At 75.8% G+C, this 20,898-nt stretch carries 18 protein-coding genes and 1 pseudogene; 12 read left to right on the top strand and 7 right to left on the bottom strand.

Annotated features, from left to right (window positions below; translation table 11 throughout):
* Positions 1 to 135: 135 nt before the first annotated feature.
* Positions 136 to 705, top strand: coding sequence for an adenylosuccinate lyase (locus tag AB0F18_RS16205; protein ID WP_362060343.1), 570 nt, complete (start codon positions 136 to 138; stop codon positions 703 to 705).
* Between the two features lie 38 nt (positions 706 to 743).
* Here the strand turns inward: AB0F18_RS16205 and AB0F18_RS16210 are convergent, their stop codons facing one another.
* The 3 genes and pseudogenes from AB0F18_RS16210 to AB0F18_RS16220 form a co-directional block, all read right to left on the bottom strand.
* On the bottom strand, positions 744 to 1,190 hold the full coding sequence (locus AB0F18_RS16210) for a RidA family protein (RefSeq protein ID WP_362060346.1): 447 nt from the start codon (positions 1,188 to 1,190) through the stop codon (positions 744 to 746).
* A gap of 23 nt (positions 1,191 to 1,213) precedes the next feature.
* Positions 1,214 to 2,815, bottom strand: coding sequence for an alpha/beta hydrolase (locus AB0F18_RS16215; protein WP_362060349.1), 1,602 nt, complete (start codon positions 2,813 to 2,815; stop codon positions 1,214 to 1,216).
* Positions 2,816 to 2,948: 133 nt separating this feature from the next.
* Positions 2,949 to 3,582, bottom strand: a pseudogene (locus AB0F18_RS16220) (hypothetical protein).
* A 176-nt stretch (positions 3,583 to 3,758) separates the two neighbouring features.
* Between AB0F18_RS16220 and AB0F18_RS16225 the strand changes: the two are divergent.
* The 4 genes from AB0F18_RS16225 (at position 3,759) to AB0F18_RS16240 (ending at position 8,656) form a co-directional block, all read left to right on the top strand.
* Positions 3,759 to 4,202, top strand: coding sequence for an SRPBCC family protein (locus tag AB0F18_RS16225; RefSeq protein ID WP_042813038.1), 444 nt, complete (start codon positions 3,759 to 3,761; stop codon positions 4,200 to 4,202).
* Positions 4,203 to 4,415: 213 nt separating this feature from the next.
* A complete protein-coding gene (locus AB0F18_RS16230) occupies positions 4,416 to 5,249 on the top strand; it encodes a M55 family metallopeptidase (protein ID WP_362060352.1) in 834 nt (277 codons plus the stop codon).
* The gene (locus AB0F18_RS16235) at positions 5,242 to 6,630 is read left to right on the top strand and encodes a M20/M25/M40 family metallo-hydrolase (protein WP_362060355.1); all 1,389 of its coding nucleotides are present in this window, start codon (positions 5,242 to 5,244) and stop codon (positions 6,628 to 6,630) included. Before AB0F18_RS16230 ends, AB0F18_RS16235 begins: the two co-directional genes overlap by 8 nt.
* A 13-nt stretch (positions 6,631 to 6,643) precedes the next feature.
* Positions 6,644 to 8,656 carry a prolyl oligopeptidase family serine peptidase gene (locus AB0F18_RS16240; RefSeq protein ID WP_362060358.1) on the top strand — a complete coding sequence of 671 codons (2,013 nt, stop codon included), beginning with the start codon at positions 6,644 to 6,646 and terminating at the stop codon, positions 8,654 to 8,656.
* Here AB0F18_RS16240 and AB0F18_RS16245 read toward each other — a convergent pair.
* Both AB0F18_RS16245 and AB0F18_RS16250 read right to left on the bottom strand, forming a co-directional pair.
* Positions 8,653 to 9,393: a hypothetical protein gene (locus AB0F18_RS16245; RefSeq protein WP_362060361.1), complete on the bottom strand. Its 741-nt coding sequence runs from the start codon at positions 9,391 to 9,393 to the stop codon at positions 8,653 to 8,655. The genes AB0F18_RS16240 and AB0F18_RS16245 overlap by 4 nt on opposite strands.
* A 114-nt stretch (positions 9,394 to 9,507) precedes the next feature.
* The gene (locus AB0F18_RS16250; RefSeq protein WP_362060364.1) at positions 9,508 to 9,939 is read right to left on the bottom strand and encodes a VOC family protein; all 432 of its coding nucleotides are present in this window, start codon (positions 9,937 to 9,939) and stop codon (positions 9,508 to 9,510) included.
* Between the two features lie 132 nt (positions 9,940 to 10,071).
* On the opposite strand from AB0F18_RS16250, the gene AB0F18_RS16255 reads away from it, so the two are divergent.
* The 3 genes from AB0F18_RS16255 to AB0F18_RS16265 all read left to right on the top strand — a co-directional run bounded on the left by AB0F18_RS16255 (position 10,072) and on the right by AB0F18_RS16265 (position 13,828).
* Positions 10,072 to 10,629, top strand: a complete 558-nt coding sequence (locus AB0F18_RS16255) for a GNAT family protein (RefSeq protein ID WP_362060367.1) — start codon at positions 10,072 to 10,074, stop codon at positions 10,627 to 10,629.
* 245 nt (positions 10,630 to 10,874) lie between these two features.
* Complete coding sequence (locus AB0F18_RS16260; RefSeq protein WP_362060370.1) at positions 10,875 to 11,774, top strand: arginase family protein; 900 nt, start codon at positions 10,875 to 10,877, stop codon at positions 11,772 to 11,774.
* A 65-nt stretch (positions 11,775 to 11,839) separates the two neighbouring features.
* On the top strand, positions 11,840 to 13,828 hold the full coding sequence (locus AB0F18_RS16265; RefSeq protein ID WP_362060373.1) for a DUF5107 domain-containing protein: 1,989 nt from the start codon (positions 11,840 to 11,842) through the stop codon (positions 13,826 to 13,828).
* A gap of 131 nt (positions 13,829 to 13,959) precedes the next feature.
* Here the strand turns inward: AB0F18_RS16265 and AB0F18_RS16270 are convergent, their stop codons facing one another.
* On the bottom strand, positions 13,960 to 15,408 hold the full coding sequence (locus AB0F18_RS16270; RefSeq protein ID WP_362060385.1) for a hypothetical protein: 1,449 nt from the start codon (positions 15,406 to 15,408) through the stop codon (positions 13,960 to 13,962).
* A 321-nt stretch (positions 15,409 to 15,729) separates the two neighbouring features.
* On the opposite strand from AB0F18_RS16270, the gene AB0F18_RS16275 reads away from it, so the two are divergent.
* Together AB0F18_RS16275 and AB0F18_RS16280 are read left to right on the top strand one after the other, a co-directional pair.
* The gene (locus tag AB0F18_RS16275; RefSeq protein WP_362060376.1) at positions 15,730 to 16,884 is read left to right on the top strand and encodes a histidine kinase; all 1,155 of its coding nucleotides are present in this window, start codon (positions 15,730 to 15,732) and stop codon (positions 16,882 to 16,884) included.
* Entirely contained in the window at positions 16,881 to 17,573 is a 693-nt protein-coding gene (locus AB0F18_RS16280) for a response regulator transcription factor (protein ID WP_362060379.1), read from the top strand. The genes AB0F18_RS16275 and AB0F18_RS16280 overlap by 4 nt, the downstream gene beginning before the upstream one ends.
* Before the next feature lie 72 nt (positions 17,574 to 17,645).
* Here the strand turns inward: AB0F18_RS16280 and AB0F18_RS16285 are convergent, their stop codons facing one another.
* A complete protein-coding gene (locus AB0F18_RS16285) occupies positions 17,646 to 18,473 on the bottom strand; it encodes a methyltransferase domain-containing protein (RefSeq protein WP_362060388.1) in 828 nt (275 codons plus the stop codon).
* A 264-nt stretch (positions 18,474 to 18,737) separates the two neighbouring features.
* Between AB0F18_RS16285 and AB0F18_RS16290 the strand changes: the two genes are divergently transcribed.
* Positions 18,738 to 19,310: a TIGR03086 family metal-binding protein gene (locus AB0F18_RS16290; protein WP_362060382.1), complete on the top strand. Its 573-nt coding sequence runs from the start codon at positions 18,738 to 18,740 to the stop codon at positions 19,308 to 19,310.
* 138 nt (positions 19,311 to 19,448) lie between these two features.
* Positions 19,449 to 20,708, top strand: coding sequence for an aminotransferase class I/II-fold pyridoxal phosphate-dependent enzyme (locus tag AB0F18_RS16295; protein WP_362060391.1), 1,260 nt, complete (start codon positions 19,449 to 19,451; stop codon positions 20,706 to 20,708).
* The last annotated feature ends 190 nt before the right edge of the window (positions 20,709 to 20,898 follow it).

Genomic DNA, 20,898 nt, shown 5'->3' on the forward strand with positions numbered 1-20,898 from the left:
AGATGTGACCTGTACCGCCCAAATGTACCGATCATCGATGATCGATCAGCCCGGGTGCCGGGGGCGGGGTCAGGGGGAGGGTGGAACTCCGCCGAACCGGGCGTGGCGCGGCCCGCGGAGCCCTAGGGTGGCCGCGTGAACGACGTGCTGGAGCGCCTGCGGGCGGAGGCGGGCGGGTCGCCCGGGTACGAGGCGCTGCTGACGGCCGGCCCCGACGGGCTGGCCGACTCGCTGACCTCGGCCGGGCAGCCCCTGTGGGCCCGGGAGCTGGCCGCGTACCGGCTGGGGATGGCGCGGGACCGGCGGGCCTTCGAGCCCCTGGTCCTGCTGCTCAACCACCGGGACCCCGCGCGCTGCGAGGCCGCCGCGCAGGCCCTCGGCGTCCTCGGCGACCCGCGCACCGCCCGGGCGGCCGCCGCCCTCGCGACCAACACCCTGCGCACCGCCTACGCCCTGCACCCGGTGCGGCTGCTGGCCGCGCTGCGGGCGCCCGAGTCGGCCCCGGCCCTGATCTCGACCCTCTCGCGGCTGCTGGCCCCGCACGACCCGTACTGGCGGGTGGCGCTGGCCTGCGTCGAGGGCCTGGGCGCGCTGGCCGACGCCCGGGCCCGCGACGTCCTGGTCCGCGCCCAGGCCCACCCCCGCCTGGCCCTGGCGGCCACGGACGCCCTCAACCGCCTGCAGTCCCGCCACCCGGACGCCTGAGCCCCGGCCCGGACCGGGGCGCGTACGCCGCGTCGGCGTCAGCCGGCCGTCGGGACGATCGCGAAGGCCTCTATCTCCAGGAGGAGTTCCGGGCGGAACAGGGCCGCGACCTGGACCGCCGAGGAGGCCGGCAGCAGGTGCGGGGCGATCACCTCGTCGCGGGCCGCCCGGACCGCCGGGAGGTGGGCCACGTCCGTGACGAAGTACGTCAGCTTCACCACGTCCTCGAAGCCCGCCCCCGCCGCCGCCAGGCACCGCCGCAGGTTCTCGAACACCCGGCGGGCCTGGGCGGCGGGATCGCCCTCGCCCACCACCTCCCCCTTCTCGTCGAGGGCGCACTGCCCCGAGACGGCCACGAACCGCCCGGTGCCCCAGACGACGTGGCTGTAGCCGGTACCGGGGCTGACGCCCTCCGGCGCGGTGATCCGGGTGAGGTGGCCGCCGTCGTGCGCGGCGGGAGGTACGGGTACGGGGGAGTCGGTCATGTGACGATCTTGCCCGCCGGAGGTCAGCTCCGGAAGCCCAGCAGCCCGTGCAGGGCCGCGCCGCCCGCCGAGGCCGGGACCGCGCGGGTCGCCGCCGTCGGCTTCGGCGCCGGCTGGGCCGGGCAGACGGCGTCGGAGGCCTGACCCGTCCTCAGGTACGCCGCGAGCTTCTCGTCCAGGCACTTGTTGCCGCTCAGTGCGATGCCGTGGTTGCCGCCGCCCTCCTCCACCACCAGGGCCGAGCCCGCCAGCCGGTGCCGCATGCTCACCGCGCCCTCGTACGGGGTCGCCGCGTCCTCCGTCGCCTGGAACAGCAGCGCCCCGGGCAGGGCGGTGTTCGTCACGTCCGGGGCCTCCAGCGGCTCCGTCGGCCAGAAGGCGCACGGCGCGTTGTACCAGGCGTTGTTCCAGGTCATGAACGGAGCCTTGGCGTGCGTGCGCCACATGTCGGCCCGCCACCGGTTCCAGTCCTTCGGCCAGGCCGAGTCCCGGCACTGCACCGCCGTGTACACGCTGTAGGAGTTCCCCGCCGACGGCTCCACCGCGCCGAACCGCTCGTACGCCGCCACCAGCGGCTTCGGGTCCTGCTTCACCGCGTACGCCGCGAAGGCCTCGGCCAGGTGCGGCCAGTAGCCGTTGTAGTAGCCGCCCGGCATGTACGTGTCCTCCAGCTCGGCCGGGCCCACCTTCCCGCCGGCCGGGGTCCCGCGCAGCGCCTCCCGCATCGCGTACCAGCGCCGCTCCACACCGGCCGGGTCGGTGCCCAGGTGGTAGGTGGAGTCGTACCGGGCCACCCAGGCCAGGAACGCCTTGTGGCGGGCGTCGAAGGCCTGGTCCTGGGCCAGGTTGTCCTCGTACCACACCCCGCCCGGGTCGACCACGGAGTCCAGCACCAGCCGGTGCACCCGGTCCGGGTGGAGCTTGGCGTACACCGCGCCCAGGTAGGTGCCGTAGGAGTAGCCGAAGTAGCTGACCTTCTGCGCGCCCAGGGCCGTGCGCAGCACCTCCAGGTCGCGGGCGGCCGAGACGGTGCCGACGTACGGGAGCACGTCCGCGTGCTTCGTCCGGCAGGACTCGGCGAAGGAGCGCACCCGCTCCAGGTTGGCCCGCTCGGTCGCCGCGTCCAGCGGCACCGAGTCCGGCCGCACGGGCTTGAAGTGGCCGGCCCCGCAGTCCAGCGCGGGCTCGCTCTTGCCGACGCCGCGCGGGTCGAAGCCGATCACGTCGTACTGCGCCGCCACGTCCTTGGGCAGGGCGGAGGCGACGAACCCGGCCAGGGCGCGGCCGCTGCCGCCCGGACCGCCGGGGTTGACCAGCAGCGGCCCCTGGAACGCGGAGGCGGTGTGCGGGACCCGGGTCAGGGCCAGGGAGATCTGCCGCCCCGCGGGCCGCTCGTGGTCGAGGGGGACCCGGAGGGAGGCGCACTGCAGGGTCGGGTAGCGGGGGGTCGCACAGCCGGTCCAGCGCAGCCCGGCGGCGGCGGGAGCGGGCGCCGGGGCCGGCGCCGGGGCGGCGGTGACGGGGCTCGCGAGGGCCGCGGCGACCGTGGAGATCGCCAGCAGCAGGGCGGCGCGCCTCTTCACGGGGCCGCGCTGCTTCGCGGGGTGCGGTACGGGGTGGAGCATGGGGCCTCCCAGCCGAGGGGTCTGGGCGGAATCGTCCCGGAAACCGCGCCCGGAAAGCAGGATTGGGCTGCCTATTGGCCCGATGTGATGACCCCTCGGGCGGCGTCCGGGTCACGGCGGCGGCCGGCCCGGGTCACAGGAGCGTCAGCTGGGTCGGCCCGGCCGGGGGTCCCTGCGGCGGGCCGGCGTCGCCCCGCGCCGAGGACCGCCGGGCCGGGCCGATGCCGAATTCGGCCGCCAGTTCGTGGACTTGGCGGGTGGTCCGGCGCTGGTACCAGGTGGGCGCGTGGGCACCGCCCGCGTACATCCGTTCGTACCGTTCGACCAGGTGCGGGTGATGGCGCCCCAGCCACGCCATGAACCACTCGCGCGCCCCGGGCCGCAGATGGAGTACCAGCGGTGTCACCGGGTCCGCGCCGGACCGGGCGATCGCACGGACGGTCTCCCGCAGCTGCTCCGGGGAGTCCCCGGGGAAGGGGATCACCGGGGCCATCAGCACCCCGCACCCGATCCCGGCGTCCCGGACGGCCCGTACGGCGCCCAGCCGGGCGGCCGGGGAGGGGGGCCGGGCCCGGTACGGGTTGACGGTCCATTCGAGGCATCCGTGAGGCCCCGGGGACCCGGTTGAGGACCGAGCGGGCGCGCACTTCGTGGAAGGTGGTCCCGCGGAACTCGGGGGTGCCGAAGATCCGCGTGACGACGGAGCCGGCCTCGAACAGGGCGGCCGGGCCGCCGGTCGGGGCCCCGGTCGGATTCCCCCGGCGCATGGCTGCCGCCGCGGTGACGGGCCCGGGAATAGAGCAAACGTTCCCGTGATCGTGCGGGGGGCTCCTCCCGCCCCCCGCCGGCGGGCCCCGCCGCCGGCCGCCCCCGGATTTGGGCGGCCGCCCCGGAGGTGGTTGGCTTGCCGCGAAGAACGGACACGACTGCTGGAGGAACAGGTATGGCGCAGGTCGAGGCCACCACGGAGCGCATCATCGGGGCCGACGCGGAGACCGTCTTCGACGCGCTGGCGGACTACACCGGTACCCGGGGCAAGCTGCTCCCCGAGCACTTCAGCGAGTACGAGGTGCGCGAGGGCGGCGACGGCGAGGGCACCCTCGTCCACTGGAAGCTCCAGGCCACCAGCAAGCGCGTCCGCGACTGCCTGCTGGAGGTCACCGAGCCCACGGACGGCCAGCTCGTGGAGAAGGACCGCAACTCCTCCATGGTCACCACCTGGACCGTCACCCCGGCCGGTGAGGGCAAGTCCAAGGCCGTCGTCAGCACCGTCTGGAACGGCGCGGGCGGCATCGGCGGCTTCTTCGAGCGCACCTTCGCCCCCAAGGGCCTCGGCCGCATCTACGACACCGTCCTCGACAACCTGGCCCGGGAAGTCGAAGCCTGACGGACGCCGTTGGCCGCCGTCGGGGCAACTCCCGGAGGCGGCTCACCGGTTCGGGTGGAATTCCCGGTCCGGCGCCGGACATCCCCGGCGCCCCGGGCGCCCGCGCGTCAAGCCCCGGCCCCCGGCCCCGAGCGGCCCGGGCGTGGCCCCCGGGACCGGACGCGGCCGGGCGGCTAGGGTGGGGCCCCTGTCGACCCGACCACCGGGGGCCCGATGAAGATCCTCATCTCCGCCGACATGGAAGGCGCCACCGGCGTCACCTGGCCCGCCGACGTGCTGCCGGGAACCCCGCAGTGGGAGCGCTGCCGGTCCATGTTCACCTCCGACGTCAACGCCGCCGTGCTCGGCTTCTACGACGGAGGCGCCGACCGGGTCCTCATCAACGAGGCCCACTGGACCATGCGCAACCTGCTGCTGGAGGACCTCGACGCGCGCGCCGAGATGATCACCGGCCGCCACAAGTCCCTCTCCATGGTCGAGGGCGTCCAGCACGGGGACGTCGACGGGGTCGCCTTCGTCGGCTACCACACCGGCGCCGGCACCGAAGGCGTCCTCGCCCACACCTACCTCGCCAACTCCCTCACCGGAGTCTGGCTCGACGGCCTGCGCGCCAGCGAGGGCGTGCTCAACGCCCACGTCGTCGCCGAGTACGGGGTCCCCGTCATCCTGGTCACCGGCGACGACCTGACCTGCGCCGACGCGGCCGGCTACGCCCCGGACGCCCGAACCGTCGCCGTCAAGGACCACGTCTCGCGCTACGCGGCCGTCTGCCGCACCCCGGCCCGTACCGCCGCCGACATCCGGGCCGCCGCCACCGAGGCCGTCAAGCTCGCCGTCCGGCACGAGCCGGTGCGCGGCGGGCCGCACACGATGGAGGTGGAGTTCGACGCCGAACACCTGTCGATGGCCGCCACCGTCGTCCCCGGCGTCGAACGCGTCGGCGAGCGCAGGATCGCCTACACCAGCGGGACCATGTACGAGGGGATCCGGACCTTCAAAGCGGTCACCACGGTCGTCTCGGCGGCTCTGGAGGAGCAGTATGGCTGACGTGGAACGGGTGGACGCCGCCCCCGCGGGCACGGCCGACGCACAGGGCCCCGACGGGACGGCCCTCGACGCGGCGGCCTTCGACGAGGTCGTCGCGTTCACCTCCGGGCTCATCCGCATCGACACCAGCAACCGCGGCGCCGGCGACTGCCGGGAGCGGCCCGCCGCCGAGTACGCCGCCGAGCGCCTCGCCGGGGCCGGGCTGGACCCCGCCCTGCTGGAGCGCACCCCGGGCCGCACCAACGTGGTGGCCCGCGTCGAGGGCACCGACCCCTCCGCACCCGCCCTCCTCGTCCACGGCCACCTCGACGTGGTACCCGCCGAGGCCGCCGACTGGAGCGTCGACCCCTTTTCCGGCGAGGTCCGCGACGGGGTGGTCTGGGGCCGCGGAGCGGTCGACATGAAGAACATGGACGCCATGGTCCTGGCCGTCGTACGGGCCTGGGCGCGCACCGGCGCCCGCCCGCGCCGGGACATCGTGATCGCCTTCACCGCGGACGAGGAGGACAGCGCGGTCGACGGCTCAGGCTTCCTCGCCGACCACCACCCCCACCTCTTCGAGGGCTGTACGGAGGGCCTGAGCGAATCCGGGGCCTTCACCCTGCACACCGGACCCGGCGGCCGGCCCCTGTACCCCATCGCCGCCGGCGAACGCGGCACCGCCTGGCTGAAACTGACCGCGCACGGCCGCACCGGCCACGGCTCCAAGCCCAACCGGGCCAACGCCGTCAGCCGGCTCGCCGCCGCCGTCGCCCGCATCGGCGAGCACGAATGGCCGGTCCGCCTCACCGGCACCGTCGCCGCCTGCATCACCGAACTCGCCGCCCTCCAGGGCCTGTCCGTCGACCCGCACGCACCCGGCTTCGACCTCGACGCGGTCCTCGGCAAACTCGGCCCGGCCGCCGCCCTGGTGGAGGCCACCCTGCGCAACAGCGCCAACCCGACGATGCTCAGCGCCGGTTACAAACTCAACGTCGTCCCCGGACGGGCCACCGCCCGCATCGACGGACGGACCCTGCCCGGCGGCGAGGCCGAGTTCGCCGCCGTCCTCGACGAACTCACCGGCCCCCACGTGGACTGGGAGTTCGAGCACCGCGAGGTCCCACTCGAAGCCCCCGTCGACGGGCGGACGTACGCGGTCCTGCGCGAGGCCGTCGAGTACTTCGACCCCGCCGGACACGCCGTGCCCTTCTGCATGGCCGGCGGCACCGACGCCAAGCAGTTCTCCCGCCTCGGCATCACCGGCTACGGCTACTCCCCGCTCAAACTGCCGCCGGGCTTCGACTACTGGGCCCTCTTCCACGGCGTGGACGAACGGGTCCCCGTCGACGCCCTGCACTTCGGCGTCCGCGTCCTGGACCGCGCGCTGCGGAACCTGTGATGGGGGCCCGGTGATGGCGGCGGCCGCCGCCTGCGGCCCCTACGGCAGCTGGCCCTCACCGCTCGCCGCCGCGCACGCCGCCGCCCACGACGGACGGCCCGAGTACCTCGGCACCATCGGCCCCGAGGTGTGGTGGACCGAGCCCCGCCCCGAGGAGGGCGGCCGCCGCACCCTCGTGCGCCGCCCCGCCGGCGGCGGCCCCGCCCGGCCGGTGCTGCCCGCCCCCTGGAACGTGCGCAGCCGCCTCACCGAGTACGGGGGCCTGCCCTGGGCGGGCGCCGAACGGGCCGACGGGGGGCCGCTGGTGGTCTTCGTCCACCACGCCGACCAGCGGCTGTACGCGTACGAACCCGACGCCCCCGGCGCACCCCCGCCCCGCCCGCTCACCCCGCTCTCGGCCGTCGGCGGCGGACTGCGCTGGGCCGACCCCGTGCTGCGCGGCGGCGAAGTCTGGTGCGTGCTGGAGGAGTTCACCGGCCCCGCCCCGGGCGACGTACGCCGCGTCGCCGCCGCCGTACCGCTGGACGGCACCGCCGCCGCCGACCGGGCCGCCGTCCGGGAGCTCACCGACGACCGGCACCGCTTCCGGACCGGGCCGAAGCCCTCCCCCGACGGGCGCAGCGCCGCCTGGCTGGTGTGGGACCACCCCCGGATGCCCTGGGACGGCACGGAACTCCAGCTGGCCGACGTCCGCCCCGACGGGACGCTCGGCACGCCCCGTACGGTCCTCGGCGGGCCCGACGAGGCCGTGGCCCAGGTGGCGTGGGCGGCCGACGGGACCCTGCTCGCGGTGAGCGACCGCAGCGGCTGGTGGAACCCGTACCGGGTGGACCCGGGCGGCGGCACGGCCGTCAACCTGTGCCCCCGCGAGGAGGAGTTCGGCGGGCCGCTGTGGAAGCCGGGCCTGACCTGGCTGGCCCCGCTGCCGGACGGCCTGCTGGCCGTGCTGCACGGCCAGGGCTCCTCCGTCCTGGGCGTCCTGGACCCCGACAGCGGCGACCTGGTCGACGCCGCCGGACCCTGGACGGCCTGGCAGCCCTCCCTCGCCGTCAGCGGCAGCCGCGTCTACGGGGTCGCCGCCAGCCCGCGCAGCGGGTACGAGGTCGTCGAACTGGACACCGCCACCGGGCACGCCCGGGTGGTCGGCGCCCGCGCCGCCGACCCGGTGGACCCGGCGTACTACCCCGAGCCGCAGAGCCGCACCTTCCCCGGCCCAGGCGGCCGTGAGATCCACGCCCACGTCTACCCGCCCCACCACCCCGCCCGGCGGGCGCCCGCCGAGGAACTGCCGCCGTACGTGGTGTGGGCGCACGGCGGGCCCACCGACCACGTACCGCCCGTACTCGACCTGCACATCGCCTACTTCACCTCGCGCGGCATCGGCGTCGTCGAGGTGAACTACGGCGGCTCCACCGGCTACGGCCGCGCCTACCGCGAACGGCTGCGCGAACAGTGGGGCGTGGTCGACGTCGAGGACTGCGCCGCCGTCGCCCGCGCCCTGGCCGACGAGGGCACCGCCGACCCCGCCCGGCTCGCCATCCGGGGCGCCAGCGCGGGCGGCTGGACGGCGGCCGCCTCCCTGGCCGCCACCGGCCTGTACGCCTGCGCGGCGATCATCTACCCGGTCCTGGACCTGAGGGGCTTCGCCGCCGAGACCCACGACCTGGAGTCGCACTACGCCGACGGCCTGGCCGGCCCGCCCCCGGCCCTGGAACTCCGCTGCCGCGAACGCTCGCCCGTCGCCCACGCCGACCGGATCACCGCCCCGTTCGTCCTGCTCCAGGGCCTGGACGACCCCGTCTGCCCGCCCGCCCAGGCCGAACGCTTCCTGGCAGCGCTGCGCACCCGCACACCGGTGGTCCCGCACGCGTACCTCACCTTCGAGGGCGAGGGGCACGGCTTCCGGCGGGCGGACACGATGGTACGGGCACTGGAAGCCGAACTGTCCCTGTACGCCCAGGTCTTCGGCCTCACCCGACCGGACGTACCGCGCCTGGAACTGCGCACGGACGAGACGGCCGGCTAGGCGGTGTCCAGGCCGTGTCCAGGCCGCGCCTGGGCCGTGCGCAGCCAGACGCGGAGGGGGCCGATCGGGCTGAACCCGGCGCGGACGGCCGTGTCGAGGTCCTCCCCGTGCTCGTAGCCCACGACCGGCAGCCCCGGCCAGTGGCGGGCCGCCGCGCCGAGGGCGGCCGCCCAGGCGGAGCCGATGTCCGTCTCGTCCCGGGCGAACACGTTCGACACCCCCACCACGCCGCCGCCGGTGCTCACGACGGCCCCGGCCGCGATCCGGCCCCGGTCGTCCCGGCCCACCAGGATGACGACGCCCTCCCTCAGCAGCCCGGCGTGGAACAGACCGGTGCTCTCCCCGCCGCCCCAGGCGGCCTCCCAGCGCGCCAGTTCCCCGGGAGCCTCGGCCTCGTCCCACTCCAGCCGGCCGCCGTCCGGCACGGCGGCCCCGGCCGGACGGTGGATCCACTGCGCCTCGAACAGCACCTCGAAACCGGCCGGGGCCAGGTCGAGCGAGGCGAAGCTGTCCTTCACCGAGCAGCCGGGGCCGACGGTGTCGACCCCGGCGAGCACCTCGGCGGCCGAGACCCCGGGGACGAGGGTGACGGCGTCGGGGTACAGCGGCGGGGTCCGCCGGGGGCTGCACCAGAGGGCACGGCGGAAGTGGCCGCTGCGGGAAACGGCGGCGCACCACTCGGCGTTGTTGCGGGCGGCGGCGCGGAGCAGCGCGGGGATGTCCGGTTCGGTGATCACACCGGGATGCTGCCACGGGGCTGGTGGTCGACGGCACCCTGGTGCCTACCCGGGACCACGGCATCGCTGAACAGTCAAAGAACCACCGGTGCCCCTCGCGGTCTCGGAGGAGAATCAGTCGAGGCAGAACTCGTTGCCCTCGATGTCCTGCATCGTGATGCACGACTCGTTGACGCCATCGGCGCGCTGCGTCAGCACGTGTTTCGCGCCGAGCGCCATCAGCCGTGCGCATTCGGCCTCAAGTGTGGCCAGGCGCTCGTCACCCACGAGGCCGGTGCCGACCCGCACATCGAGATGCAGGCGGTTCTTGACGACCTTGCCTTCGGGAACTCGCTGGAAGAGCACGCGCGGGCCCACACCCGAGGGATCGGTGCACGCGAAGTAGATCTCGTCCTCAGGCGGCAGCGAGTGGTGGTACTCCTCCCACGTGGCAAAGCCCTCCGGGACTGTCGGTACGACGTACCCCAGCACCTCGCACCAGAAGGCGGCGAGGCGCGCAGGCTCCGCGCAGTCGAAGGTCACTTGGAACTGCTTGATCATTGACATCGGCGCACGATAACAGGGGGCCCCGCTCATCTCCCCGGGCGGGTGGATCCACAGGGTGGGACCCAGGATCCGATCTCGGCCGACCACTCTCGTGCCGAAGATCAGTCACGGGACAGCCCTTAGCCTGGGGCGATGCCACATTCGACGTCCACGTCCGCGTCCAGGTACCTGACGGAGGGCCCGCGGGTCGGCCTGCGGCCCTTCAGGGCCGCCGACGGAGCGGAGTTCACCGCGCGGGTGCGCGAGAGCCGCGCACTGCACGAGCCCTGGCTGTTCCCGCCGGCCACGGTCGAGGACTACGAGCCGTACGCGGCCCGCCTCGCGGAGGGCGTATCGCGGGCCGGCTTCCTGGTCTGCGAGGTGGCCACGGGGGCCATCGCCGGGTTCATCAACGTCAACAACATCGTCCGGGGCGCCTTCCAGTGCGGGGCGCTGGGCTACGGGGCCTTCGCGCACGCGGCGAGGCGCGGGCTGCTGGGGGAGGGGATGGACCTCCTCCTGGCCCACGCCCTCGGACCGGGCCTCGGCCTGCACCGCCTGGAGGCGAACATCCAGCCGGGCAACACGGCGTCGATCGCCCTGGTCCGCGGGCGGGGCTTCCGCCTGGAGGGCTTCTCGCCGGCCTTCCTCCACGTCGCGGGCGCCTGGCGCGACCACGAACGCTGGGCCATCACGGCCCCGACCGCCTGACGCCGTCGCCGCTGCGCCGGTGCCGCTGCGCCGGTGCCGCTGCGCGGGGCGAGGTGGGCGAGCCCCGGACCCCGTACGTGCGCTGCGCGCCCGTGCGCCCAATCGCCGCGCGGGCTGGAATTTCGCTGCGCGAAATCCAGCCGCGGGCGATGCGGCGGGCGACGGACCAGCCGCGCCGAAATCCAGCCCCGCGCAGCGGGCGAAAAACCCCGGCCCCCGGACCCCGTATCGGACAGCATGGACCCATGCGAAGCCTCGTCCTGCTCGACGCCCCCTCCAACCTCGGCCTGCGCCCCCCGTCCCCCGGCACCGTCCCCGGCGTCTACAAGCTCGCCGGCGCCCTCCGCGACCACGGCCTCCTGCACCGGCTCGGCGCCCGCGACGCCGGCGTCGTCGTCCCGCCGCGCTACGACCGCGGCGGCTGGAAGGAGGGCGACGGCGTCTTCCACGCCGACGCCATCGCCGCCTACACCGTGACCCTGGCCGACCGCATCGAGGGGCACCTGCGGGCCGGTGAGTTCCCCGTCGTCCTCGGCGGCGACTGCTCCATCCAGCTCGGCGCCGCCCTCGCGATGCGCCGCCTCGGCCGCTACGGCCTCGCCGCCCTCGACGGCTCCGCCGACTTCCGCCACCCCGGCAACCAGGACGTCACCGGCCCCGTCGGCGCCGCCGGCGGCGAGGAGCTCGCGCTGTCCACCGGGCGCGGCCAACGCGGCCTGACCGACCTCGAAGGCCTCGGCCCCTACCTCCGCGACGAGGACGTACGCCTCTTCGGCCTGCGCGACGGCGACCCCGAACTCCCGGAGCTCCGCGCCGCCGGCATCTCCGCCGCCACCGTCGGGGACATCCGCGACCGCGGCGCCGCCACCGTGGCCCGGGCCGCCCTGGAGGGGCTGCACCCGCCGCAGACGGCCGGGTTCTGGATCCACCTCGACGCCGACGTCCTCGACCCGTCCGTGATGCCGGCCGTCGACAGCCCCGACCCCGGCGGCCTCCTCCCGGACGAACTCGCGGAACTCCTCGGCACTTTGGCGGCCTCGCCCCGCTGCGTCGGGCTCAACGTCACCATCTACGACCCGGACCTGGATCCGGACGCACGTGCGGGCGCCCTCCTCGCCGGCCTGGTCGCGGGGGCCTTTGCGTAATCCTGACCGGTGGTGATGCGCGGAACCCCTGTGCACCGGCCGTGGCGGCGTGTTCCATTTCCCCCATGGCCACCACCGTCCGACGTGTCCCACTGACCCTCCCCGCAGCCCCCCTGGGCCCCGACAACCCCCTGCCCGCACTCCGCGCCCCCGACGGGGTGCACGACCTGGACGAGCGTGCGCGCGAGGGGCTGCCGCGCGACATGGCCCGCCAGATCGGGTACGAGCCGCTGCGCTCCCTGCTGCCCGTCCGGATCCGCGACGGGTACGGACGGCGGCGCGCGGAGCGGGAGTTCGAGGCCGTCGTCATCGAGAACGGCCGGCTGCGCGCCACCGTGCTGCCCGGGCTCGGCGGGCGCGTCCACTCCCTCGTCCACCTGCCCACGGGACGTGAACTCCTCTACCGCAACCCGGTGTTCCAGCCCGCCAACTTCGCCCTCAACGGGGCCTGGTTCTCCGGCGGCATCGAGTGGAACATCGGTGCGACCGGGCACACCGCCCTGTCCTGCGCCCCGTTGCACGCGGCGCTCGTGCCGGCGCCCGACGGCGGGGTGATGGTCCGGCTGTGGGAGTGGGAGCGGCTGCGCGACCTGCCGTTCCAGGTGGACCTGTGGCTGCCGGAGGACTCGGACTTCCTGTACGTCGCGGTGCGCGTGCGCAATCCGCACGAACGGCCCGCCGCCGTCTACTGGTGGTCCAACACCGCCGTCCCGGAGGACGCCGGCACGCGGGTGCTCGCCCCCGCCGAGGAGGCCTGGCACTTCGGGTACGAGCGGGCGCTGCGGCGCGTCCCCGTGCCGAGGTGGGAGGACGCGGACCGGACGTACCCGCTGGGCAGCACCTATCCCGCCGACTTCTTCTACGAGGTCGAGCGCGCGGCCGCCGACCGGCCCTGGATCGCCGCCCTCGACGCCGCCGGCCACGGCCTCGTGCAGGCCTCCACGGGGCTGCTGCGCGGGCGCAAGCTGTTCGTGTGGGGTGCGGGCGCGGGCGGGCGGCGCTGGCAGGAGTGGCTGACGGAGCCGGGCACCGGGGGCTACGCCGAGATCCAGGCCGGGCTGGCCCGGACCCAGCTGGAGCACGTACGGCTCGACGCCGGGGCGGAGTTCAGCTGGCTGGAGGCGTACGGGCCGCTGTCCGCGGAGCCGGCTGCGGTGCACGGAGCCGACTGGCCGGCGGCGCGCGCGGCGGCCGGGGCGGCGCTGGACGCGGTGCTCCCGGCGGGCACGCTGGACGCGGCCCACGAGGCGTGGCGGGCCGTCTCCGCCGATGCCGAGCCGGACGGCGGGCCGGGGGAGTGGCTGGCGCGGGGGTCCGGCTGGGGCGCGCTGGAGGTGCTGTGCGGGGGCCTCGCGCTGCCCGGCACCCCGTTCCCGGAAGCCACCCTGGAGGAGGCCCAGGAGCCCTGGCTGGCGCTGTGGCGGACCGGCGTCCACCCGGCGCCGCGGCGGGTCGCGCCGCCCGGGCCCAGCCTCGTCGCCGCGCACTGGCGGGACATGCTGGAGACCGCCCCGGCGGACCCGCTGACCGAGTACCACCTGGGCGTGGCCCAGTGGCACGCCGGGGACACCGCCCAGGCCGTACGCAGCTGGGAGCGCGGGCTGGCGCTGGCGCCGTCGCGCTGGCCGCTGCTGCGGTGCCTGGCGGTGGCGGACGCGCTGGCCGGGGATCCGAAGCGGGCGGCGGACCGCTATGCGGAGGCCTTCGCGGATCTGGCGGCGGAGAGCCGGGGCGGCGAGGAGTGGACGGCGGCGGAGTCCGCGCTCGGCCGGGAGGCCATGACGGCCTTGCTGGCGGCGGGCCGGCCGGACGGGGCGCGGGAGGTCTGGGACCGGCTGCGGCCCGCGTTGCGGGAGCAGGGGCGGTTCCGGCTGCTCGCCGCGAGGCTGCTCGCGGCGGAGGGGCACGTGGGCGCGGCCCGGCGGGTGTTCGAGGACGGCTTCGAGCCGGCGGACCTCCGGGAGGGGGAGGAGAGCCTGTCGGAGGTCTGGTCGGCGCTCTCGACGGGCCCGCTACCGCCGACGTACGACTTCCGCATGCGCCCGTCCCCGTAGCCCCCTCTCCGCCCCGCCCCGGCCGGGGGAGCGGGCGGCCGGGATCCGCAGCCGGCCCGCCGCCTCGACGACGACCTCAAGAACGAGTGATCATCCGATCACCTCACACCTTCTTACGCGCTTTCGGCCCATCACGGGGTCAGCCTCGCGGTTCCCCGAGCCCCTGATGGTGAGACCGTGTAGACCTTCCCGTAAGCCCGGAGGGTTTCGGCCGGGTCGCCGGGGCGGCCTCGCAGGACGGCGTCCAGGAAGGCGAGGGTGGCTCCGGCGACGACGCGCGGGCTCCCGGTGCGGCCCAGGGTTCCGACGATCGAGGGCACCGGCGGCAGGTAGAGCGGGCCGTCCATGAAGGTGAGGTGCCCGGCGCCGGGGACGGCGAGCCGGTGGCTCGTCGCGGTGCTGTGCTCAAGGGCGTCGGTGAGGCGGGGCAGGTAGCGCGGGTCGGTGCCGGCGGTGATCTCCTGGGTGAGCGCGAGCGCCGGCTGTTCGAGGGCGGGCGCGGTGGGGCCGTGGGGGTAGCCGTCCAGGTCGACGACGGCGCCGAAGCGGCGGTCCTGCCGGGCCGTCTGCAGGGCGGCGGCACCGCCCAGGGAGTGGCCGGCCACCGCGGCGCGGCCGGTGTCCAGGCGTCCGGTCAGCGGGTCGGCGGTCTCGCCCCGGTCCAGCCGTTCCAGCTGGGTGAGGACGAAGCCGAGGTCGGCGGCCCGGACGGCGGTCCAGCCCGCCGCCGGCTCCTCGTCCCGGTCCCGGTTCCCGCTGGAGGCGGTCGTGGAGCGGATCGTGCGGCCGTCGGCGAGGACGACGACGGCGGAGTCGCACGGGTGGTCGAGGGCGGCGACCAGGTAGCCGTGGCTGGCCAGCTCCTCCGCCCAGGCGGTGTTCTGGGTCCGCACCCCGCCCGACCCCGGGGAGAACACGACGACCGGGAACCGTTCTCCCCCACCGGCCACCGGGGCGTCGACGACCGCACGGCTGCGGGCCCGCGGGACGCCGTCGACCAGGAAGCCGGGCAGGCCGACCCCGCCGGCGAGGGCCTCGGCGACGGTGCGAGCCTCCTGCTCCGTGCGTCCCAGGTACTGGGCCCGCCGGGTGCCGGCGGGGCTCTTCTGCGCGGGGTACCAGAGCTGGGCCACGACCGTGCGCCGGTCGTCCGGATCGGCGGTGAAGCTCTCGGTGCGGAGCGGGTCGGTCCACTGCACCACCCGGGTGCCGACCGCGAAGCCGCCCGACGGCTCGGGGAACTCGGGCACGGGGAAGGCCCAGGCCGCCACCGGGCCCATGGCGATCAGGCCGGCGCAGGCCAAAGACCCCGGCAGGGCCAGCCACCAGCGGGCCCGCCTCGCCGGTCGGCCGGTACGGCGTCGCAGCAGGGGCGGGAGGGCGAACGCCGACGCCAGGGCGGCGCCGGCCAGGACCGGCAGCAGCTGCCAGCGGATCCCCACCACGCCCAGCACGGTCGCGGACGCCACGAGCACCGCCCCCGCCCCGATCGTGAGGGGCCGTCGGGCGGCCGGGGGGAGCCAGCGCGCCGCCACCAGCGCGAGGGCACCCAGCAGGACGAGGACTTCCGGAAGGGACATCGACAGCCCCGTGATGGTTTCGGTCACCCGGCCATGCTCGACGCCGGGTCCGCGCCGCCGCGTCGGTCCCGGGTCGCCGCCGACTGCGACCGGGATGGCAACCGGGGCGGGCCGCGGTGCGACCGGAGTGGCAACCGGGCACCCCGGACCGGCGGCAGGCCTGCGACCGTGGGAGGTGGCGGGTCTCCTCCTGCGGTCGTACTCCTGCCTGGTGCGCTCCGACGCCGGGCTCATGTGCGGCGCGGACCCGCGGCCTAGGCTCCGGCTGTACGCGCTGACGGTCCCGGTCGGGCCGCCACGACGACCGATCGACGGGGAGGTGTGACGGTGCGCCACCGGGACCGGGTACCGCCCCTGGTGTGGGACGCGGCGCTGCCGATCCTTCTCCTCCTCAACGTCGTGACCGCCTACCCGGCGCGGGAGCTGCCGGTGGCCGCGGCGCTCACCGCCACCCTGGCGCTCCCCCTGCTGTGGCGGCGCCGGGCCCCGCTCGCGGTGTTCGGCGCCGTGGCGGCCGCGGCCTTCGTCCAGTGGCTGATGGACGTCCAACTCCTCGGGGACATCGCCCTGCTGGTGGCCCTCTACACGGCGGCCGCGCACACAGGCCGGCGCGGCACGCTCCTCGCCGGTGCCGTCGTGGAGGGCGGGGCCGTGCTGGCCTGCCTGCGCTGGGTACCGGACGGCGCGTTCCTGACCCCCTTCGTCGCGCTCTCCGCGACGGTCGTCGCCGCCGCCGTCCTCGGGGTGAACGTGCGGACCAGCCGGGCCTACCTCGCCGCCGTCCAGGAACGGGCCGAACGGCTGGCGCTGCACCAGGAGCAGCAGGCACGGCTGGCCGTCGTCGAGGAGCGGGCCCGGATCACCCGCGAGATGCACGACATCGTCACCCACAACCTGTCCGTCATGGTCGCGCTCACCGACGCCGCCGTCTACGCCCAGCACAGGTCCCCGGACCGGGCCGCCGCCGCGATGCTGCAGATCTCCGAGACGGGCCGGCAGGCGCTGACCGACATGCGGCGCTCGCTGGGCGTCCTGCGGACCGGCGAGCGGGACGCGGAGCGCCACCCGCCGCCCGGCATCGCCCAGCTGGAGGCCCTCGCCGACCAGATGGGCGCCGCCGGGCTGCCGACCCGCCTGGAGGTCCGCGGCGGCCACACCCACGTCCCCGCCACCGCACAACTCACCGTCTACCGTCTGGTGCAGGAAGCCTTGACCAACTCCCTCAAGCACACACCCGCCGGCACCCGCGCGACGGTCCTGGTCGAGTGCTCGGCCCAGGCCGTCGGCGTGGACGTCACCGACAGCGGCCCCCGCCCGGCGCGGCCCGCCGCCGCACCGCCCGGCCACGGCATCCCCGGCATGCGCGAGCGCGCGGCCGCCTACGGGGGGACGCTGCGGGCCGGACCGCTTCCGGGCGGCGGCTGGGGCGTCCGTACCCGACTCCTCCTGGGCGGCGGCGGGGCGGCCTCCGCATGACGATCCGCATCCTGATCGCCGACGACGAGGCGCTGCTCCGGATGGCCTTCGGCATGGTCCTGGAGTCCCAGCCCGACATGACACCGGTCGGCGAGGCCGCGGACGGCACCCAGGCCGTCCGCCTCGCCCGGGAGCTGCGGCCCGATGTCGTCCTCATGGACGTCCGGATGCGCCCCCAGCCTGGCGGCCGGGAGGTGCCCCCAGAGATGGACGGGATCGAGGCGACCCGACAGGTCGTCGAGGTCTCGCCGCAGAGCAGAGTGCTGATCCTGACCACCTTCGACCTGGACGCGTACGCCTTCGCCGGTCTCGCCGCCGGAGCCTCGGGCTTCCTGCTGAAGAACACCAGGCCGGAGGAGCTGCTCACCGCGATCCGCAACGTCGCGGCGGGCGACGCGGTGCTCTCCCCGCGGATCACCCGGCGCCTGCTGGAGGACTTCCGTCCGCACCTGCCCGACGGCGGCGCCGTCGTCCGCGACGAGCGGCTGGACCGGCTGAGCGCCCGTGAGCGCGAGGTGCTCGTCGAGGTCGGCCGCGGTCTGTCCAACGCCGAGATCGCGGCCGCGCTGCACCTCGCGGAGGCGACGGTGAAGTCCCATCTGGGGCGGGTCCTGCACAAGCTCGAACTCCGCGACCGGATCCAGGCCGTGGTCTTCGCCCACGACAACCGCCTGGTCCCCCCGGCCTGAGAACGCAGCCCTAAGGCGCCGGCGAGGCTGAGGGTGGGGCGGGGCGGGCTCCGCGCAGCGGGGGCGCGGGGGTCAGGCTCGGCACAGGAGTTCGCCGTTCAGGACCGAGAACCACGCGTCCGGCGACGCCCCCCACGCCCGCCACGCCCGGGCGATCCCCTCCAGCTCGACCCCCGTCGCATGACCGCCCCCCTCCGCGGCCCCGGCGTACGAGGACGCCGTCGTCCGGTCCGCCCACAGCGCGGACCACCACGCCACCTCCTCCGGCGTCGCATAGCACCACGCCGTCGCCGACGCCGTCACCTCCGTGAAGCCCGCCGCCCGGGCCCACGACAGCAGCCGCCGCCCCGCGTCCGGTTCGCCGCCGTTCGCGCGGGCCACCCGGTGGTACAGGTCCTGCCACTCATCCAGCCCCGGCGTGGCCGGGTACCAGGTCATCGCCGCGTAGTCGGCGTCGCGGACCGCCACGATCCCGCCCGGCCGGCACACCCGCCGCATCTCCCGCAGGGCCTGTACGGGGTCGCCGACGTGCTGGAGCACCTGGTGGGCGTGGACCACGTCGAACGTGTCGTCCGGGAAGTCCAGCGCGTGGACGTCCGCCACAGCGAAGTCCACGGCCCCCTCCACCCCCCGCTCCGCCGCGTACGCGGCCGCGGCCGCCAGTACGTCCGGTGCCGCGTCGACCGCCGTGACCCGCCCGTCCGGGGCCACCAGTTCCGCCAGGTCCGCGGTGATGGTGCCGGGGCCGCAGCCCACGTCCAGCACCCGCATGCCGGGCCGCAGTTCCCCGATCAGGTAGGCGGCCGAGTTGGCGGCGGTGCGCCAGCGGTGCGAGCGCAGGACCGACTCGTGGTGTCCGTGCGTGTAGACGGCCGTCTCGTGCGCGGCCGCGTCCCGCACCGCCGCGTCCTGTCCGGCCTTCTCCTGCCCGGCGTGGGTGTTGCTCATGACGGACTCCTCCCCTTGGTCGACGGTCTGTGATCACCGTGTGATCACCGTAGGCGATGCGACCGTCATTCGAGATACGTGTTTTGACATGTGGACACCATCCCGGCGCCCCAAGGGGGTTGACCCGGTCGGTGGCAGGGCAGTGCAGGGGCGAGGACAGTGGGCCCCAGGGGGAGCGACATGATCGGCAGCTCATCACCGAGGACGGTGAGGACCATGCCGGAGACGCTGCTGGAACAGCACGCCGCCGCGCTGCGGCTCTTCGGCGAGCGCGTACGGGCCGTCGCGGACGGCCAGTGGGGCGCTCCGACCCCGTGCACCGAGTGGACCGTCCGGGACCTGGTCAACCACGTCACCGTCGAGCAGCTCTGGATCCCGCCGCTGGTCACCGAGGGGCGCACGGTCGCCGAAGTCGGGGACGAGCTCGCCGGGGACCTGCTCGGCCGGGACCCGGCGGCGGCCTTCGAGCGGGCCGCGGCCGCCGCCCGGGCCGCCTTCGCCGCGCCCGGGGCGCTGGAGCGGACGGTGCAGGTCTCGTACGGGCCCACGCGCGGGGCGGCGTACTGCTCGGAGCTGACCGCCGACTGCGTCGTGCACGCCTGGGACCTCTCGCGGGCCATCGGCGCGGACGACCGGCTGCCGGCCGGGCTGGTCGAGTTCTCCCTCAAGGAGGTCATGCCGTACGCCGACGGGCTCGCCGCGGGCGGGATGTACGACGAGCCGCTGGAGGTGCCGGCGGGTGCGGACGCGCAGACCAGGCTCCTGGCCCTGCTGGGGAGGCGTGGATAGCGGGCATTGTGGCGGAAATAATCGTATAAAGGGCAGGTCGATCGGTGGCAGCGATGGCAGCGGTGGCGGCGGTGGCGGCGGTTCCCCGGTGACACGGCACCGGGTACCGGGCAGCGGGAAGGCGGGCACGTGGCGGGGATGGCCGAGGGGACGACGGAAGGGCTGGCCGGGGCCGGGGTGTGGCGCCTGGCGCCGGAGGGGCGCGGGCCGGTCAGGTACGGGCCGCCCTCCCCCGAGCCGGGGCTGCCGGTCCTGCCCGAGCTGAGGGACGTCCTCGCCGGGGCGGCAGACCGGGCCGCCCCCGAGCCCCCGGGCGGCGGGGAGCCCGTGCGCGAGGCCGCCTGCCGGCACTGGGCGCGCCGCGGCCTGGCCACCGAGCCGGAGAACGTCGCCGCCGGGCCCGGCGCGCCGGCCCTGCTGCTGGCCCTGCTCGGCGCGTACGGGGGCGACGTGATGCTGCCCCGGCCCTGTCCCGCCTGGTGGACCCCGCAGGTCCGGCTGCTGGGACGGCGGGCCTACCACGTGCCCACCCCGGCCGAGTGCGGCGGCGTCCCGGACCCGTACGCCCTGCTGGAGACCGTACGGCGGGTCCGCGCCGAGGGCGGCGACCCGCGCGTGCTGCTGCTGTCGGTTGCCGACGACCCGACGGGCACCGTGCCGCCGCCGGAGTTGCTGCGCGAGGCCTGCGAGGCGGCCGAGGGCGCCGGGCTGTTCGTGGTCAGCGACGAGAGCTGGCGCGACACCGTCCACCGGCCGCACGACACGCTGGTGCTGAGCCCCGCCGAGATGCTGCCCGACACGGCCGCCGTGCTGGTGGACCTGTCCGGCGCGCTGCTGCCGGGCGGCTGGCCCGCCGCCGTCGCCCGCTTCCCCGCCACCCCGCGCGGCACCTGGCTGCGCGCCCGCACCCTCGACATCCTCACCGCCACCGGCGCCCTGATGGCGGGCCCGGTCGCGGTGGCCGCCGCGCACGCGCTGGACGAGCCGGACGCCGTCGCCGGGCGGGCCTACACGGCGGCCGCCCTGCACGGCGCGGTGGCGGCGGCCGCTCACCGGGAGCTGCTGGCGGCCGGGGCGCTGGCCCGGCCCCCGCAGGCGGGGCGCCACCTGTACGCGGACCTCACCCCGCTGCGCGCGGGCCTGGCCCGGCAGGGGGTGGGCGACGCGATGGAACTGGAGGACTGGCTCGGCGGGCGGCTGGGCACGCCGACGCCCGGCGGGCAGCGGTTCGCGGACGAACTGGGCGCGCTGCGCGTCAGGCTGTCCACCGGCCCGCTGCTGGGCGCCACCCCGCAGGACCGGCTCGCCGCGCTCGGAGCCCGCGACCCGCTGGCCCTGCCGCACGTCCGGGGCGCACTCGACCTGCTCGGCTCGGTACTGGCCGGGCTGGCCGACTGACCCGTACGCCCGCCCGGTCGAACCGGCCGCCGCTGAACGGAGACTGCTCGATGAGCGACCAGCCGGAACCCCCGCCGCCGACACCCCCCACCACCGCTCCGCCGCACCCGCCCCTCCCGCCGCCCACCCCCCACCCGGCCCCCGCCGTGGCTCGGCCATCCCCGCCCGGGCGGCCGGCCGCGGCCGTCCC

It is taken from the genome of Streptomyces sp. NPDC029216 (assembly GCF_040648015.1).
Lineage (GTDB): Bacteria > Actinomycetota > Actinomycetes > Streptomycetales > Streptomycetaceae > Streptomyces.